Annotated in this window: 23 protein-coding genes and 1 pseudogene; 15 read left to right on the top strand and 9 right to left on the bottom strand. The window is 60.9% G+C overall.

The window, feature by feature from the left end; translation table 11 throughout:
* Positions 1-471 precede the first annotated feature (471 nt).
* The 6 genes from P353_RS18790 to P353_RS18765 all read right to left on the bottom strand — a co-directional run bounded on the left by P353_RS18790 (position 472) and on the right by P353_RS18765 (position 4,564).
* Positions 472-660 (bottom strand): hypothetical protein, encoded by a 189-nt coding sequence (locus P353_RS18790; protein ID WP_034372900.1) that lies wholly within the window; start codon positions 658-660, stop codon positions 472-474.
* Between the two features lie 482 nt (positions 661-1,142).
* Positions 1,143-1,496 (bottom strand): hypothetical protein, encoded by a 354-nt coding sequence (locus P353_RS18785; RefSeq protein WP_034372897.1) that lies wholly within the window; start codon positions 1,494-1,496, stop codon positions 1,143-1,145.
* 209 nt (positions 1,497-1,705) lie between these two features.
* On the bottom strand, positions 1,706-2,926 hold the full coding sequence (locus P353_RS18780) for a replication initiation protein (RefSeq protein WP_034372894.1): 1,221 nt from the start codon (positions 2,924-2,926) through the stop codon (positions 1,706-1,708).
* A 247-nt stretch (positions 2,927-3,173) separates the two neighbouring features.
* Positions 3,174-3,485 carry a ParC family partition-associated protein gene (gene parC, locus P353_RS18775; RefSeq protein ID WP_034372891.1) on the bottom strand — a complete coding sequence of 104 codons (312 nt, stop codon included), beginning with the start codon at positions 3,483-3,485 and terminating at the stop codon, positions 3,174-3,176.
* A 144-nt stretch (positions 3,486-3,629) separates the two neighbouring features.
* Entirely contained in the window at positions 3,630-3,941 is a 312-nt protein-coding gene (locus P353_RS18770) for a hypothetical protein (protein ID WP_034372888.1), read from the bottom strand.
* Entirely contained in the window at positions 3,938-4,564 is a 627-nt protein-coding gene (locus P353_RS18765; protein ID WP_034372885.1) for a ParA family protein, read from the bottom strand. The genes P353_RS18770 and P353_RS18765 overlap by 4 nt, the downstream gene beginning before the upstream one ends.
* 196 nt (positions 4,565-4,760) lie before the next feature.
* On the opposite strand from P353_RS18765, the gene P353_RS18760 reads away from it, so the two are divergent.
* From P353_RS18760 to P353_RS18690, 15 genes are all read left to right on the top strand, one after another.
* A complete protein-coding gene (locus P353_RS18760) occupies positions 4,761-5,315 on the top strand; it encodes a hypothetical protein (RefSeq protein ID WP_034372882.1) in 555 nt (184 codons plus the stop codon).
* A 1-nt stretch (position 5,316) separates the two neighbouring features.
* The gene (locus P353_RS18755; protein ID WP_034372879.1) at positions 5,317-5,520 is read left to right on the top strand and encodes a hypothetical protein; all 204 of its coding nucleotides are present in this window, start codon (positions 5,317-5,319) and stop codon (positions 5,518-5,520) included.
* 32 nt (positions 5,521-5,552) lie between these two features.
* Entirely contained in the window at positions 5,553-6,122 is a 570-nt protein-coding gene (locus tag P353_RS18750; RefSeq protein WP_034372876.1) for an HAD family hydrolase, read from the top strand.
* Between the two features lie 5 nt (positions 6,123-6,127).
* The gene (locus P353_RS18745) at positions 6,128-6,655 is read left to right on the top strand and encodes a 3'-5' exonuclease (RefSeq protein ID WP_332835655.1); all 528 of its coding nucleotides are present in this window, start codon (positions 6,128-6,130) and stop codon (positions 6,653-6,655) included.
* Positions 6,656-6,782: 127 nt separating this feature from the next.
* Positions 6,783-7,064: a type II toxin-antitoxin system RelB/DinJ family antitoxin gene (locus P353_RS18740; RefSeq protein ID WP_034372871.1), complete on the top strand. Its 282-nt coding sequence runs from the start codon at positions 6,783-6,785 to the stop codon at positions 7,062-7,064.
* Positions 7,036-7,365 carry a type II toxin-antitoxin system YafQ family toxin gene (locus P353_RS18735; RefSeq protein WP_034372868.1) on the top strand — a complete coding sequence of 110 codons (330 nt, stop codon included), beginning with the start codon at positions 7,036-7,038 and terminating at the stop codon, positions 7,363-7,365. The genes P353_RS18740 and P353_RS18735 overlap by 29 nt, the downstream gene beginning before the upstream one ends.
* A complete protein-coding gene (locus P353_RS29625) occupies positions 7,362-7,745 on the top strand; it encodes a hypothetical protein (RefSeq protein WP_052084935.1) in 384 nt (127 codons plus the stop codon). The genes P353_RS18735 and P353_RS29625 overlap by 4 nt, the downstream gene beginning before the upstream one ends.
* 142 nt (positions 7,746-7,887) lie before the next feature.
* The gene (gene arsB, locus P353_RS18725; RefSeq protein ID WP_034372864.1) at positions 7,888-8,907 is read left to right on the top strand and encodes an ACR3 family arsenite efflux transporter; all 1,020 of its coding nucleotides are present in this window, start codon (positions 7,888-7,890) and stop codon (positions 8,905-8,907) included.
* A gap of 1 nt (position 8,908) precedes the next feature.
* Positions 8,909-9,472, top strand: coding sequence for a sigma-70 family RNA polymerase sigma factor (locus tag P353_RS18720; RefSeq protein WP_034372862.1), 564 nt, complete (start codon positions 8,909-8,911; stop codon positions 9,470-9,472).
* 84 nt (positions 9,473-9,556) lie between these two features.
* On the top strand, positions 9,557-10,594 hold the full coding sequence (locus P353_RS18715) for a permease (RefSeq protein WP_034372859.1): 1,038 nt from the start codon (positions 9,557-9,559) through the stop codon (positions 10,592-10,594).
* 10 nt (positions 10,595-10,604) lie between these two features.
* The gene (locus tag P353_RS18710; RefSeq protein WP_011911471.1) at positions 10,605-10,841 is read left to right on the top strand and encodes a thioredoxin family protein; all 237 of its coding nucleotides are present in this window, start codon (positions 10,605-10,607) and stop codon (positions 10,839-10,841) included.
* Between the two features lie 11 nt (positions 10,842-10,852).
* Positions 10,853-11,341: a rhodanese-like domain-containing protein gene (locus P353_RS18705; protein WP_011911470.1), complete on the top strand. Its 489-nt coding sequence runs from the start codon at positions 10,853-10,855 to the stop codon at positions 11,339-11,341.
* A gap of 4 nt (positions 11,342-11,345) precedes the next feature.
* Positions 11,346-11,765, top strand: coding sequence for an OsmC family protein (locus tag P353_RS18700; RefSeq protein ID WP_011911469.1), 420 nt, complete (start codon positions 11,346-11,348; stop codon positions 11,763-11,765).
* Between the two features lie 10 nt (positions 11,766-11,775).
* Positions 11,776-12,024 (top strand): DUF2789 domain-containing protein, encoded by a 249-nt coding sequence (locus tag P353_RS18695; RefSeq protein WP_011911468.1) that lies wholly within the window; start codon positions 11,776-11,778, stop codon positions 12,022-12,024.
* Complete coding sequence (locus tag P353_RS18690; protein ID WP_011911467.1) at positions 12,025-12,939, top strand: cation diffusion facilitator family transporter; 915 nt, start codon at positions 12,025-12,027, stop codon at positions 12,937-12,939.
* A 77-nt stretch (positions 12,940-13,016) separates the two neighbouring features.
* On the opposite strand, the gene P353_RS18685 is transcribed toward P353_RS18690, so the two are convergent.
* The 3 genes and pseudogenes from P353_RS18685 to P353_RS18675 form a co-directional block, all read right to left on the bottom strand.
* Complete coding sequence (locus P353_RS18685) at positions 13,017-13,460, bottom strand: arsenate reductase ArsC (protein ID WP_080747092.1); 444 nt, start codon at positions 13,458-13,460, stop codon at positions 13,017-13,019.
* 32 nt (positions 13,461-13,492) lie between these two features.
* The gene (locus tag P353_RS18680; RefSeq protein WP_034372850.1) at positions 13,493-13,987 is read right to left on the bottom strand and encodes an arsenate reductase ArsC; all 495 of its coding nucleotides are present in this window, start codon (positions 13,985-13,987) and stop codon (positions 13,493-13,495) included.
* A gap of 95 nt (positions 13,988-14,082) precedes the next feature.
* A pseudogene (locus P353_RS18675) lies at positions 14,083-14,442 on the bottom strand (ArsA-related P-loop ATPase); the annotation flags it as partial.
* Positions 14,443-14,518 lie beyond the last annotated feature (76 nt).

Here is a 14,518-nt window from a genome sequence, read left to right as displayed (position 1 = left end):
CTTTATTTTCCGTTTTCTGAGACGATCCCATTTTCAAGAAGCCACCGTGAGAATGCGGGCCGCGCCAGTGCTGGCCTTGTCCGTCCCGTTCTCGAAAACCGCTCTCGAATCGAGCCGCCGAGACTGCCGAGTTTCGAGAACAGCCGAAACGCCGCTTCCAGCGGCAGACGCCACACGCAAAGCCGCGCCGTTGCTGGATCGAGCATTCCTTAGCGTGCTTTAAATTCCGTTTTCTGAATCGACCCCCTTTTCAGCGCCGCCGCATAAATAGGTGTGAGGCAACTTGCCCAGAAAGGAGGTGAATTTCATGCGCATCATCGTCATCGCACACAACGGCTACCCGTTCCGCAACAACGAGCACGCTGTGCTGATCGCCACAGGCATCACACACCACATCGTCTTGCTCAAGGACTGACCGTGACCCCGCCCCAGCCCGCAAGCTGGGGCTTCCGGGGCGGCCATCGAGCCGCCCTACTCGTCGGCCGTCAGCGGGCAGTGCGCGACCCTCGGGCAGCGGCTGGCCAGCGCACAGGCCTCGGCGAGCACAACCGGCTCGGCATCGTCTTGGCCGATCCCGCTCACCCATTCGATCCGCTGGAGCACGGGCACAGAGCGCCGCAGCTCGGCGCAGTGGTACGGGGTGGTTTTGGTAGTTTGCATGGGAGTCGATCTCCGGTGATGAACAAGCCACCATCCTTGCGTCACGACTTCCCCAGCGCCACACAAGCCGCTTGATTCGCTCGATTTATGTATATATATACCTACCTATATACATACGGTTTTCAAGTGGAAGCCGGGTCAAGGGCGTGACCGGAAGCCGCACGCGGAGCACAGGGCGCAGCCCGAGCACCGAACGGGTGAGGATCACGGCGCAGCGCACCCTTGATGCGGCTGGAACGACCAGAGCCTCACGTCAGAGGGGGATGTCAAGGGCAAAGCCCGCCCACATTCCCCCGCGACGTGTGGGGCAAGACCCCACGCGGGAAGCCGAAACCGAAGGGGTTTCGGTCGCCGGGACGGCGAAAGCGGCAGGCCGACCGACAGGGAGGGAAGATCGAAGCCCGCAGGGGTCGAGACTCGGCACGAGGCTCGATGCGAAGCACGAGAGCCCGGTCGATGCGCAGCAGCGAGCCGCCCGAATTTCACTGCGGCCGAACTGGACGACGCTGGCCAGCCACACCGGCACCGGACGAAAGCAGCTTGACGGCCTTCACGAAGTCGATGCCCAACAGGTGCATCACGAGGTCGATGCCGCCACCTCCACCCTTCCCTGCGCGCACGTCAAACCACTTGAGGCCCGTCACCAGAACTTCCCAAGCAAAGCCCGAGGGCGACGACAAAAACAGCCGCACCGTCCGCTTGTCCTTCTCCGGCACGAAGTCAGGATCGCGACGCCAGAACAACTGACCATCATCGCGCAGCTTGTCGAGCACCTGCGACAGCGGCATCTCTCGCACCCATGCGAGCGTTTCATCGTCAAAAGACCGTCGAGCCATACGCTACATCCTCCGAACTCCATTCAACCGACACGGCCGCCACGCCGAAAAGTGACAGGGGGGCCGCGCTGACGCGCGGCGAAACACCCTCCGGGCTTCGCCCTGCGCGCGGGATGATGGATAAGTCCTGCGGACTTACCCACAACCCACTTGCGGCTACTCGCGTTTGAAAAACGCTGGGGCTACTCAAAACCAAAACCAGCTCCATCTCAGCCATCCAGCACAGGCACGACACCCGGCCCAGCAGGAAACAGCTCAAGGGACACCGAAGCAGCACCCGGAACCCCGGCCCCCTGCGGGGCGGCAGTTACCTGATGTGCACCATGTTTAACATCCTCGGCCTTGCCCGAAGCGCCCCCCAAAATCGCCACGGCGACGGGCTTGAGCACTTCTTCGAGCACATGCTTGTAGGTGGCCACCGTCTGCCTTGTGAGGCCCGCCACGCGGCCGATAGCGGCTTGCGTGAGGGCTTCGCCCTTCTGTTGCAGCAGGCGGCACGCGGCGCGCACCTTGGACTCGGTGGCCTTGTGGCGCACGTCGTGGGTGCGGGCGGCGGCGAGGCGCTGCCGCTCGATCAGCGGCAAGTCCTTGTCGAGCTGCATCACGCCCCGGTGGCACCGGCCGCAGCCGGTGTAGCGATCCCACGTCCAGCGGGCGACCGACTTCACCGTGGCCTTGAGTGAGGACTGGGCCAGGTTGTCCATGAAGCCCAGCTTCTGGAAGCTGTTGCGGTTGTGCGCATAGGCTTCGAGCAGCCGCGTGAAGGTGGCAAAAGAGCCGCGCTCGCGCTCACGGTTCACGATGGAATAGGCGTAGTGGCGCAGGTGCTCGAAGAGGATGCAGTGCCGGGAATGGCTCACCTCGTCGAACTGCGGCCCCTTCCCCCACGGGCTGGACACAGCCAAGTCCACGTAGTCGGCCAACTCCCCCAGCTCGTAGACGTGGGCGTGCAGCTCGTGCGTCAGCCACCAAGGATGGCCGGGCGTCTTGGCCACGGGGCCGCTGTGGAAGTCGGTGTCGGCATCGAGCCGGGCAGCGAAGGCCTCGTAGACGGCCTTCATGTACGCGATGGGCTTGCTGCGGGCGGCCTCGGTCGTGCAGACCGGGGGAATCGCGTAGTAGAGGTGGCTGTGGCCGCTTTGGCGGTTGCGGACGATCAGATTGGGAGCAGGAAGCCCAGCGTCCTCCCAGATCATCGCCTTGGTGTGGTCGAGGTCGAAGATCAGCCAGCTCACAAAGCCGGGCCGATTGACCTGCATGTAGGGGTAGCGAATGGCGTATTCGCGCGGCCGGACGCGGGTGGCCGTCTTGTCGTCAGAGCAACGCGGCAGATAGGGCGCTTCCGTGAGCACGCGATTGAGCGCGGTGCCCGACTGGAAAAAGCGATCTGCGGTCTGGTTGTCTCGTGTCTGTGCCGTTGTACCTGCCATAACCCCTCATCACACGTCCCGTAGGGGCGTGCGCACGCTTGCGTGCAGGGGCTAAGACTCGTACAATGGAAGCACTTTCAGTCGCTTTATTGCACTGGTACAGAGTTCACCCGCCAAAGCGAACGCTGTATTTGTCTGGGCACCCTGCCCGGTTTATCTGTCAAGGCCCGCTCGCCAAAGCGGGCTTTGTCGTTTCTGACTCTCCAGTTTTCTGCTGTCTGGTCAGCTCTCTCCTTTGCCATGACGGTCACTCGTCGGCATCCAAAGACGCCGGGGCTTGCTTGTAGCCGCGCACCATCGTCTTGGGCACCCAGTGCTCCGTGTTCACATCAAACTTCATGATCCCGTAGCCCTGCAAAACGCTTGCAGCGCCGTCGAGACTCTGGAAGTACCGAAGGCCGCCACGGGCAGCACCCAGCACTCGCTCATTCATTCCGGCCCGCACCACGATCAGAAGGCCCTTGTCACCGGGTTCCACTCGGGCGGCGGAAACCGACCCAGCGGCGATGAGTTCCTTCAAAACCTTCGGCGCGACCACACTAGCAGTTGTCGTCAGCATCGTTTATACCCTATACCGCGCCCAATCGCAACAATATCAGAATTCGTTGCGCCTGTCGCTACATGGTGTTGGTGTCGTCACTTGTATGGACTATAGTCCATACTGGAAATCGTTATATATATACATAGATAGGTATATATATACCTATAAGCCCTTGAGGAAGGCTTCCAGCGCCTCGATCACGATGTCCTTCTCCGTGACCCTGCCGCCCTTCTGCTTGGATCGTGCGAGCGCTTCCTCGCGCAGCCGATCAGCCAGCTCTTCGGGGAAGTTGAAGATTTTTTGCACCCGAGCGCGGCCGTAGCGCGGCCCTTCCTCGACCACGGGCGGTGTTGCAGCCGGTGGCGCAGCAACTGGTGCCGCAGCAGGCTTTTCGGCGCGATCAGCAGCGCCGCTTTCCAAAAACTCGTTCAAGTCTTTGCGCTGGGCAAAGCCGATGTCGGGTTTTGCCTTCATGCCATCACCTCGCGGAAGAACGCTTCCATCTCGCTGATCGCGGCTTGGTCGCGGCCAAGCTCCTGCACCGTAGCGCCTTCGCCGATGGCACGCCGGAAGGCAACGCGCTCGCAGACCTTGGTGGGCAGCACGGTCAACTTCTGCTCGGCCAAGAATTCCAGCATCTCAGCCGCATCCTTGGTGCGGGGATCGACACGGGTCAGCAGCACGCGCACGTCCAGCTCCGGGTTGTAGTCACGGGCCAGCTCGACGACTTCGAGCAAGTCGGTCATCGCGGCGGCGTCAAGGTTGGACGCACCGACCGGGATCACGGCTCGCTGGGCCAGCAGCAGCGCGGAGCGCAGACCAACAGAATCACGGCCGCCTGCATCGACGACAACGTGCTCAAAGCCGGTGGCCAGTTGCTTGCCCTCGGCCAAGATCGCCTTGCCAGCGAGGCAGGTGGTAGTGGGCGACGGGTCGTACTGCGTCTCACGACGCCATGCGGCCCAGCTCGCGGCCGAGGCCTGCGGGTCGCCGTCGATGAGCAGCGTCTTGCCCTGACGGGCCAGCATCACTGCCAGATGTACGGCGGTCGTGGTCTTGCCGACGCCGCCCTTGGTGTTGACACACGCGAAGATCATGGGTGCTCCTATCTATGTATATACATACCAATGGGCAGCGCGGCGGCTGGCCCTCGACCTGCCGGGTGCATCCCCGGCCCTGTGACTCGGTAAGTATATATATACCTACCGACCGCAAGCGAATAGTAGCAGACTTTTGAGCTTTTGCGTATAGTTCTACACATACGCAACCAACTAGAAGAAGAGAACGCAGCCCATGCAGTTCAAGACCGTCCGCCACCGTGACCAAGATGGCAACTACCACGATGGCAAAACCGTCCAATGCCTGCGCCGCGTCCGCGAGGTAACGCCGGATTTCCCCGAGGGGAAGAACGTGCAGCGCGTGGTGGCCAAGTTCGACCGCGCAGCGCGCGAACTACCTGCCGACGTGGCCGCCATCCTCACCCCGGCCGAGCAGGAAGAGTGGAAAGAGTGGCGCGTCAAACAGGACGAAGAGCACTTGAAGTCGGTAGCCCAGTACGAACTCGACACGCTGGCCGAGCGCTTAGGCGTCATTCGCACCGGCATCCAAAAGGGCTATGCCGCCACCGACAGCAAGAACGCCGTCGCGATCCGCACCGGGGCCAGAGCGGTGTTGCGCTTGCTCGCCGACCTGATGCCCGAGCCGGTGAAGGGACGGCCGGTGATTGAAGAAGAGTTCGAGCTGGTCATGCTGCCCAACTTCGCCACGCCCGGCACCCCGGAATTCGATTCCTACCAGCGGCTGCTCGAAGAGCACGAGCGCCGCAAAGCTCAAGACCAAGGAGGCTGACATGCGCTTTTGGACATTCGACCCCAACACCTGCCGCTTCGAGCGCGCGAGCAAGCAAGCCGCTTTGCACGCCGCCGACGTGGCTGTGGTCAACGACGACAGCGACGTGCAGGTCATCAGCGATCACCAGCCGCCCAAGCGCTGGCCCAGCGGCGAGCCGCTGGTGGTAGCTGGCGTCGAGTTCGAGCGCGAGCTGTTCGAGTAGGTATGTAGGTATATAGGTAGGTATATATATACATGAAGCCCACGAGAGCCATTGTCTTTGACGCCTTCGGCACCCTGATCCGCTACACCACGCGCCCGGCACCCTACGGGCGTCTGGTGGACACGGCAGGGCGGCCGGTGGATCGGCTCGCCTGCCTCACGCGCAACGTGCCGATGGCGACCATCGCCGTCGAGCTGGGCGCAGAGAGCAGCTTGGACATCATGGAAGCAGACTTGGCCGAAGAGCTGTCCGGCCTGCGCCTGTTTCCCGAGGTGGCCGACGTGCTCTCCAAAGCGCGGGCCGCAGGCCTGCGGCTTGCCGTCTGCTCGAACCTTGCCTATGAGTACGGCCCGGCCGTGCGCAGCCTCGTGCCCGAGCTGGACGCCTACGTGCTCTCCTACGAGGTCGGGGTGGCCAAGCCACACCCGACGATGTACCGGCTCGCGTGCGCCGAGCTGGGTTGCGCTCCGGCCGAGACGGTTTTCGTGGGCGACAGCAAGCGCTGCGACTTTGACGGGCCGCAGGCCTTCGGGATGCAGGCGCGCTGGCTGGATCGCAGGGGAGGGCAGTCGCTGGTCGATGCCCTCGCGGGGATTCTGTGACTCCGGTGCTGGTCATCGACCTTGAGGCCACCTGCGACGATGCCGATGGCCTCCCGGCAAGCGATATGGAGATCATTGAGATCGGCGCGGTGTGGGCCACCGCTGAGGGCAGCGTACTCGACACGTTGCAGGCGCTGGTGCGCCCCGTGGTACGCCCTCAACTCACGCCGTTCTGTCGGCAGCTCACCAACATCCAGCAGGCCGACGTGGACGGGGCCTTGCTGTTCCCGACCGTTGCAGCAAGGCTGGCCAGCTTCGCCCAACGGCATCAGGCACCGGGCGCAACATGGGGCAGTTGGGGCCAATTCGATGCCAAGCAGCTTGCCCGCGATTGCGAGCGGCACGGTATCCAGAACCCGCTCGCAGCGTTCGAGCATGTCAACCTCAAGCGCCGGTTTGCCAAAGCCCGCAAGATCAAGGAAGTGGGGATGGCCCGCGCGTTGCAGATGGTGGGCCTGCCGCTCGATGGCTCGCACCATCGCGGCCTCGACGATGCCCGCAACATCGCCAAGCTCCTTCCGTGGTCGCTGTAGGTAGGTATATATATACCTACCTATATACCTACATGCACGCATGAAGCCGGGGGGGAGGGGTGTCGCCTTGCGATTGTGCGCGGCGTGCGATACAATGTATCTCAATCAGTCGCAATAGGAGGCCGTCATGGCTGCTACCACCACTATGGTTCACGTTCGCGTGGACGAGAACGTCAAGGCGCAGGCTGCGGAAACGCTGGCCTCGATGGGCCTGACCGTCTCCGATGCGATCCGCGTTTTCCTGACCCGCGTCGTCGCCGACAAGGAACTGCCTTTCGCGCTCAAGGCACCGAACGCCACCAGCCGCGTCGCCATCGCCGAGGCCAGCGAGATCATCAAGAGCCGTCGCGCTCGCTTCGCAACCGCTGATGCTCTGCTGAATGACCTCGAAGAAGCCAGCCGCAAGTAAGCGGGCGAACCTGCCTCGCGCGTCGGACTACACCAAGGACTTCCTCAAGGACTGGCAGCGCCTGTCCCACTCAGGCCGGTACGACATGAACCGGCTGAAAGAGGCCATGACGCTGCTGATCGCCAACGACGGGCCGCTGCCGCCTGAATGGCTCGACCACCCGCTGACGGGTGACTGGGCAGGCCATCGTGAGTGCCACATCGGCGGCGACTTCCTGCTGATCTACACGCTCGACGACTCGGGCAAAAGCGGCTTGGTCGTTTTCGTGCGCAGCGGGACGCATTCCGAGCTGTTCTCGTGAGCCTGCATCCAACCCTCGACCCTCAACTGACCGGCAACGTCGGTCTGTACTACTGCTGCTACCGGCTCTCGCTGATGGGCTGGAACGTCATGCCCACGGCGCGCAACGCGCGAGGGGTAGACATCATTGCCTACAGCCGGGATGCCTCCCGGTTCGTGGGTGTGCAGGTGAAGGCCCTGAGCAAGCGCAACCCGGTGCCGCTGGGCACGTCGCTCGACAAGGTGATGGGCGACTTCTGGATCATCGTGAACAAGGTGGCCACCGCGCCCTCGGCCTACATCAATTTGCTGACCCGACCAAGGTCGAGGGCGACCGTGAAAAACAGCTCCGCGCGTTTTCACATGCTCAGTTCCAGATCGCCAATCGCATCCGGCTCTTGATGAGCCTGCCTATCGAAAAAATTGACCGCATGTCGCTGCAAACCAAGCTCAGAGAGCTGGGTCAGCAACGTGACGCATAACGGGGAGTCATGCTTTGTCAGCTCAATGTGAAACCACACTGAAAAAATCGGCAGGTCTGCCGATGAGCGTCTTTGAGCGCTATCTGACCGTCTGGGTATTCCTCTGCATCGTCATTGGCATCGCCCTTGGTCAATTCTTCCCCGCAGCGTTTCAGTCCATCGGTCGCATGGAGATTGCGCAGGTCAATCTCCCGGTGGGCTTGCTGATCTGGGTAATGATCATCCCGATGTTGGTCAAGGTGGACTTCGGTGCCTTACACGAAGTGCGGCAGCACGTCAGGGGTATTGGTGTCACGCTGTTCGTGAACTGGCTGGTCAAGCCGTTCTCAATGGCGTTCCTTGGATGGTTTTTCATCCGCAACCTGTTTGCCCCGATGCTTCCCGCTGACCAACTCGACAGCTACATCGCTGGGCTGATCCTGCTGGCCGCCGCACCATGCACTGCGATGGTATTCGTATGGAGCCGCTTGACCAATGGCGACCCGCTGTTCACGCTGTCACAGGTTGCGCTGAACGACAGCATCATGGTGGTGGCCTTTGCGCCTCTGGTCGGCTTCCTGCTGGGCATCTCGGCTATCACCGTGCCTTGGGATACGCTGATCACGTCCGTCGTTCTGTACATCGTAATCCCCGTCATCTTGGCCCAGCTCCTGCGCAAGCAGCTTTTGGCCAAAGGCCAAGAGGCATTCGATGCTGCGATGGCGAAAATTGGCCCTTGGTCGATCACTGCGCTGCTGGCCACGCTCGTTCTGCTCTTCGCCTTTCAAGGCGAGGCGATCCTGAAACAGCCACTGGTCATAGCGCTACTGGCCGTGCCGATCTTGATTCAGGTGTTCTTTAATTCGGCATTGGCTTACTGGCTGAACCGCTTGGTAGGTGAGAAGCACAATGTCGCCTGCCCTTCGGCTTTGATTGGAGCATCCAACTTCTTCGAGTTGGCCGTCGCAGCAGCGATCAGCCTGTTCGGGTTCCACTCAGGTGCGGCTCTGGCCACCGTGGTCGGCGTGCTGATCGAGGTACCGGTGATGCTGCTGGTCGTGCGCGTGGTGAACGCCTCCAAACCCTGGTACGAGGCACGATAGCGTGACAGACGACAACGTTTTTGAGTGCGTCTTGCGTGCCTGGAAGGCGCACGAGCGAGAGTTGCTTGGGTTCTTGATCCTTCGTGCCCAGGATCGTTATTCCACTGAAGACCTCCTGCAAGAGGTCTTCCTCAAAGCCATGCGCCAAGGTAAAGGCTTCTGTTCACTGGAGAACCCAAAGGCGTGGCTGTTCCATGTAGCGCGCAATGCTTTGATCGATGCGGCCCGCTTGGCCAAACCCCATGCCGAATTATCGGAGGAGTTGGCCGAATCGCTCGCAGCAGCCCCTACCTCAGCGCGGGCACCCGTCGATGAGCTCGATGCATGTATGGAGCTCAACCTTTTAGCGCTGGATGCGGAAGACCGACACATCATTGCTGCCTGCGACCTTCAAGGACAGACTGCCCGGGCTTATGCAGAGGCCAACCAGCTCACTCTGGCCGCCACCAAGTCACGCCTGCTTCGAGCCAGAAAACGGCTCAGGGAGAGCCTGATTTTGAACTGTCAGGTCAGATTCGACGACTCCGGGCAAGTTTGCTGCCACACGCCTCGTCCTCCTGCCTGAATCCTTTTGTCGATTCATTCGTCTTCTTTGCAAATCGTTCAGCACAGGCCAACGCCTAGCTGAAAAACGCAACGGAGAAGATTGATGACAACCCTTGCCATGCGCTGGATCCAGCGCAACCCAACACTGTTCCTTATTGTGGCAGCCCTGCTTTGGTGGGGGTTGTACCAATCACTGATCCCCGCCTCGGAGGCGCTGGTCGCTGCGCTGCCGGTTGCGCGTGACAGCCATTTGGGCGGTGCGCTTCAGTTCTTCTTCTATGACACACCCAAGGTCTTGCTGCTACTGACCGGTGTGGTGTTCGTCATGGGCATGGTCAACAGCTACTTCACGCCGGAACGCACAAGGGCGCTGCTGGTCGGCCGAAGCGAAGGGGTGGCCAACATGATGGCGGCCAGCCTGGGCATCGTAACGCCGTTCTGCTCCTGCTCGGCGGTGCCGCTGTTCATCGGCTTCGTGCAGGCGGGTGTGCCGCTGGGCGTAACGTTTTCGTTCCTGATCTCCGCGCCCATGGTTAACGAGGTAGCGCTGACGCTGCTGTTCAGCCTGTTTGGCTGGAAGATCGCCGCGCTGTACCTTGGTCTGGGTCTGTCGGTAGCTGTCGTCGCGGGCTGGATCATTGGGCGTCTCAAAATGGAGGCGCACCTGGAAGACTGGGTGCGCGACATGCCCAAAATGTCGGCTGGATTTGAAGCCGCTGAGACGACCTTGGCCGACCGGGTGCAGGCGGGTTTTGCCTCAGTGCGCGAGATTGTGGGCAAGGTTTGGCCCTACATCTTGGCCGGTATCGCCATCGGCGCTGGCATCCACGGTTGGGTGCCAGAGGATTTCATGGCCAGTTTCATGGGTAAGGATGCCTGGTGGTCAGTGCCGCTGGCGGTTCTGATCGGTGTGCCCATGTACACCAATGCAGCGGGTGTCATTCCCATCGTGCAGGCCCTGCTGGCAAAAGGCGCGGCGCTGGGCACAGTGCTGGCTTTCATGATGAGCGTGATCGCGTTGTCGCTGCCCGAGATGGTCATCTTGCGCAAGGTTTTGAAAGTCAGGCTGATCGCCACTTTCATTGGTGTGGTTGCGACCGGCATCATGATCGTGGGGTTTGTCTTCAACTGGGTTTTGTGAGGAGATTGAGATGAAAGAGATCAAAGTTCTCGGCACTGGCTGTGCCAACTGTAAGAGCACCATTGCGCTAATCGACCAGGTGGCGAAAGCCAAGGGTGTTGAGGTCAAGTTGGAGAAGGTGGAAGAGCTGCGCGACATTATGGGCTACGGCGTCATGTCGACACCGGGCGTCGTGATCGACGGCAAGGTGGTGCACGCTGGTGGCGTGCCCGGCCGCGAAAAGATCGAACAATGGCTAACAGCTTGAAGGAGCGCAAGATGATTGACCATCAGACGCTGGGAGAAGCCAAGCAGGTCTGTCCAACCACCACTCAGCGCTTGGTGAGAGAAGGTGCCTTGTTGGTAGACGTGCGCGAGCGAACTGAAGTGGCAAGTCTCGCCTTCGATGTACCCGCCATCGTGAACATTCCACTGTTCGAGATGGAACAGCGCTGGGGCGAACTGCCCAAGGATCGCGAGCTCGTGCTGGTCTGCGAGAGTGGCGAGCGCAGCCTCAAGGCCACGTACTACCTGCAGTTCCAGGGTTTCACTCGCGTGAGCAACATGGAGGGGGGGCTGCTCAAGTGGATGCGCAAGGGCTTCGCGGTCATCGGCCAGCGTTACGAGGCACCTGCAGCTACGGCCACTTCTTCGTGCTGTGGCGGTGAGGCTGCCGAGCCAGTATCTGCGGCCAGCACCTTCTGTGGCAGCACGGCACCGGCAGCCTCGTCGACGGGTTGCTGCGCTCCATCGCCTACCAAGGAGTAGTTGAATGAGCGACACCCCGGTCAAGATGCGTTTTCATGTCGAATCACGCCGAATCGATGCCCATCGCAGCGAGTCCACCTGCAAATTGGCGAGCATCACACTCGACACCGACATGGGAGGCAATCCCCATGCCTTCAACCCTGCCGAGCTGCTGCTGGCCGCGCTGTCGGCCTGCATGATCAAGGGCATCGAGCGCGTGGTACCCATCCTCAAGTTTGAGTTGCGCGGTGTGCAGGTGATCGTGGACGGCGTGCGCCAGGATGTGCCACCCAAAATGGAGAGCATCCGATACGAAATCGTTGTGGACACCGATGAATCCGATCGACGTATTGACCTGTTGCACGACAACGTGAAGAAGTACGGAACGGTGTTTAACACGGTGACACCGGGCACCGACCTCGCGGGTGTCATGCGTCGGGCGTAAGGAGTTGAGCATGGAGTTTGCCATTCACCGTTTTCATGATCTGTTCGTCCAGTTGGGACTTCCCAACCAGCCGCATGAAATTCACCAATTCCTGGCGGAGCACAGGCCAGTGGCTCCGGACATCGAGCTACCCAATGCGCCGTTTTGGACGCCCGCACAGGCCAGCTTTTTGCGCGAAGCGCTGGAGCAGGACTCGAACTGGTCTGAACTAGCAGATCAATTGAGTGAGGCATTGCGAAGCCCAGAAGGGGTTCGCTGAATGAGCGCCGAACACGACCATAGCCACACGCCCGCCAGTTTCGACAAGGCCTTTGCTGTCGGCATTGCGCTGAATCTGTCCTTTGTCGGAATCGAAGCATTCTATGGCTGGAAGATCGACTCGTTGGCCTTGCTGGCGGACGCCGGTCACAATCTGAGCGATGTGGCAGGTTTGGTACTCGCGTGGGGTGGCGCGCTGGCTGGCAAACTGCAGGCAAATCTGCGTCACACTTACGGCTGGAAGAAGGGCAGCATCCTCGCGGCATTTGCCAATGCATTGCTCCTACTTGTGGCTATGGGTGCGCTCGGCTGGGAAGCGGTCGGACGCCTTATGTCACCGGAAGAGGCGAATGGTCATGAAGGAGCGACGATCATGGCGGTTGCAGGTGTAGGCATCCTCATCAATGCCGCAACAGCCCTGCTGTTCATGCGCGGTCGCGATACCGACCTGAACATCCGGGGGGCTTTCCTGCACATGGCGGCTGATGCGCTGGTATCTGCCGGAGTGGTGGTGGCTGGAGCACTCACACTGTGGATGGGATGGCCCTGGCTGGACCCCGTGGTCAGTCTGCTCATCGCGGCCATTATCGTCTGGGGTACCTGGGGCCTGTTCAAGCAGTCTTTACACCTACTTTTTGATGGGGTGCCCGACGATATCGATGCGCAGGCTGTGCACGACTACCTGGCAGGATTGCCGGGTGTACAGTTTGTTCACGACCTACACATTTGGGGGCTGGACACAAAACAGGCGGCAATGACGGCACACTTGGTGATGCCCGATGGGTCAGCAGATGACGCATTTTTTCAAAACATCGCGGAGACATTGCACGAACGCTTCGGCATCACACACTCCACAGTTCAAGTGGTTCGGCAACCTTACTCTCTTACTTGTGCGTCTTGGGGAAAGGCGCTTTGACGACCGTCTGTTCTAGGCGACCTTGACGGTTTAAGATCGTAGAGCAGTCGGCGAAATCAGCGAAATAATCTCCCGCATTACTCTGCGGCCAACCGGTACACCCGCAGTGGCGCACCGCCGGCGCGTTTGCTCCGCTGGACTGTGATCTTGGGCGGCGTGCTGCCCAACAGGTGCTCTTCAACTCGGCCTTGGCCTACTGTGTGCATCTGGATGGGCGTGCCCGGCCAGTACGGGCAGACCTCGCTGGCCGCGCTGTCGCAGACGGTGATGACGATGCGCATCACCGGCGCATCGGCGGCGGTGAACTCGTCCCAGCTCTTGCTGCGAAAGGCGTCCGTCCTGACGCCCGCGCTGGCCAGCGCTTCGAGCGCCAGGGGGTTGATGCGGCCGCTCGGGGCGCTGCCGGCGCTGTGGGCCCGCACGTCCAGGCCGCGCACGGTTGCCAGGTGGTTGAGCATGCCTTCGGCCAGCACGCTACGCGCGGAGTTGTGCGTGCAAAGTATCAGGATGTGGGTGGTCATGGACTTGGAAAATGAAGCGCTGGTGGTGGTGCTTATGCGCGACCGATATCCTCGACTTGGCGCTTGATGGCCAGCGAGTCTAGCTTGTGCAGCGGCAAGGCCAGCAGCAACTCAATGCGCCGCTTCAGGGTAAGGGCCGTGTCGCGGAAAGCCTTCGCCACCTCGTCGGGAGTTCCCTCGACAGCGGAGGGATCCGGTACGCCCCAGTGAGCACTCATGGGCTGGCCCGGCCAGATGGGGCAGACTTCGCCAGCGGCGTTGTCGCACACGGTGAACACGAAGTCTAGTTGCGGAGCACCTGGCGCAGCGAACTCTTCCCAGTTCTTGCTACGGGCATCTACAGCTGACACATGCAGCCGCTCCAGAGTGGCAAGTGCCAGCGGGTTAACTGTTCCAGAGGGGAAACTGCCAGCCGAGTAGCCTTTGAATCGCCCCCCGCCGAACTGATTCAAGATGGCCTCTGCCAGGATGGAGCGGGCAGAGTTGTGGGTGCAGATGAACAGCACGTTGTAGATTTTTTCGCTCATGAGAAGGCTCCTTGGCCAGTTGGGGTGGAGGGGAAATCCTTGGGACGCATGCCAGGGGTCGTGATCAAAGAGGCTTCTTGATCGAGTCCGTCTGCAGACAATTCAGACAGGCGCTCGATGCCAGTCGGTTCTTCTCTCAACAACCGAACCACGGCGTAGCGGTCGGCATGCTTGTGGGCTACTGCGTCAATCTCCCGCAGTTCGTTGCGGGCTCTTTGCTGAAGCAAGGCGGAGCCAGGGCGGGCTGCCGCCACGCTGTTGTTCACGATCCAGGCCCAAGGGGTGATGCCTGCGCGTCTCAAGTCAGATTGCAAGCTTGCTGCCTCCAGCACAGGTGTGGTCTCGGCCAGCGTCACCACGATCACTTTCGTCTTGGCTGGGTTCTGCAGATCCATGAGGGGTGTCGTGTAGTGAAGTCCGGCGCTGTCCATCTGCCGCGCGATTTCACGGTGGTATCCACACCACACACCCCAGAACTGCAGCACATCGCAGGATCGAAAATTTGGATTGTTTTCATTTCGATATTCCATT

Source organism: Comamonas testosteroni (assembly GCF_000761245.1).
Classification (GTDB): Bacteria; Pseudomonadota; Gammaproteobacteria; order Burkholderiales; family Burkholderiaceae_C; genus Comamonas; species Comamonas testosteroni_C.
This window is presented reverse-complemented; position numbering and strand designations above follow the sequence as displayed.

What these genes read in the sequence shown, in the direction of transcription:
- P353_RS18790 (WP_034372900.1), bottom strand. Translation starts at nt 660, where the DNA reads ATGCAAACTACCAAAACCACCCCGTACCACTGCGCCGAGCTGCGGCGC.
- P353_RS18785 (WP_034372897.1), bottom strand. Translation starts at nt 1,496, where the DNA reads ATGGCTCGACGGTCTTTTGACGATGAAACGCTCGCATGGGTGCGAGAG.
- P353_RS18780 (WP_034372894.1), bottom strand. Translation starts at nt 2,926, where the DNA reads ATGGCAGGTACAACGGCACAGACACGAGACAACCAGACCGCAGATCGC.
- parC (WP_034372891.1), bottom strand. Translation starts at nt 3,485, where the DNA reads ATGCTGACGACAACTGCTAGTGTGGTCGCGCCGAAGGTTTTGAAGGAA.
- P353_RS18770 (WP_034372888.1), bottom strand. Translation starts at nt 3,941, where the DNA reads ATGAAGGCAAAACCCGACATCGGCTTTGCCCAGCGCAAAGACTTGAAC.
- P353_RS18765 (WP_034372885.1), bottom strand. Translation starts at nt 4,564, where the DNA reads ATGATCTTCGCGTGTGTCAACACCAAGGGCGGCGTCGGCAAGACCACG.
- P353_RS18760 (WP_034372882.1), top strand. Translation starts at nt 4,761, where the DNA reads ATGCAGTTCAAGACCGTCCGCCACCGTGACCAAGATGGCAACTACCAC.
- P353_RS18755 (WP_034372879.1), top strand. Translation starts at nt 5,317, where the DNA reads ATGCGCTTTTGGACATTCGACCCCAACACCTGCCGCTTCGAGCGCGCG.
- P353_RS18750 (WP_034372876.1), top strand. Translation starts at nt 5,553, where the DNA reads ATGAAGCCCACGAGAGCCATTGTCTTTGACGCCTTCGGCACCCTGATC.
- P353_RS18740 (WP_034372871.1), top strand. Translation starts at nt 6,783, where the DNA reads ATGGCTGCTACCACCACTATGGTTCACGTTCGCGTGGACGAGAACGTC.
- P353_RS18735 (WP_034372868.1), top strand. Translation starts at nt 7,036, where the DNA reads ATGACCTCGAAGAAGCCAGCCGCAAGTAAGCGGGCGAACCTGCCTCGC.
- arsB (WP_034372864.1), top strand. Translation starts at nt 7,888, where the DNA reads ATGAGCGTCTTTGAGCGCTATCTGACCGTCTGGGTATTCCTCTGCATC.
- P353_RS18715 (WP_034372859.1), top strand. Translation starts at nt 9,557, where the DNA reads ATGACAACCCTTGCCATGCGCTGGATCCAGCGCAACCCAACACTGTTC.
- P353_RS18710 (WP_011911471.1), top strand. Translation starts at nt 10,605, where the DNA reads ATGAAAGAGATCAAAGTTCTCGGCACTGGCTGTGCCAACTGTAAGAGC.
- P353_RS18705 (WP_011911470.1), top strand. Translation starts at nt 10,853, where the DNA reads ATGATTGACCATCAGACGCTGGGAGAAGCCAAGCAGGTCTGTCCAACC.
- P353_RS18700 (WP_011911469.1), top strand. Translation starts at nt 11,346, where the DNA reads ATGAGCGACACCCCGGTCAAGATGCGTTTTCATGTCGAATCACGCCGA.
- P353_RS18695 (WP_011911468.1), top strand. Translation starts at nt 11,776, where the DNA reads ATGGAGTTTGCCATTCACCGTTTTCATGATCTGTTCGTCCAGTTGGGA.
- P353_RS18690 (WP_011911467.1), top strand. Translation starts at nt 12,025, where the DNA reads ATGAGCGCCGAACACGACCATAGCCACACGCCCGCCAGTTTCGACAAG.
- P353_RS18685 (WP_080747092.1), bottom strand. Translation starts at nt 13,460, where the DNA reads ATGACCACCCACATCCTGATACTTTGCACGCACAACTCCGCGCGTAGC.
- P353_RS18680 (WP_034372850.1), bottom strand. Translation starts at nt 13,987, where the DNA reads ATGAGCGAAAAAATCTACAACGTGCTGTTCATCTGCACCCACAACTCT.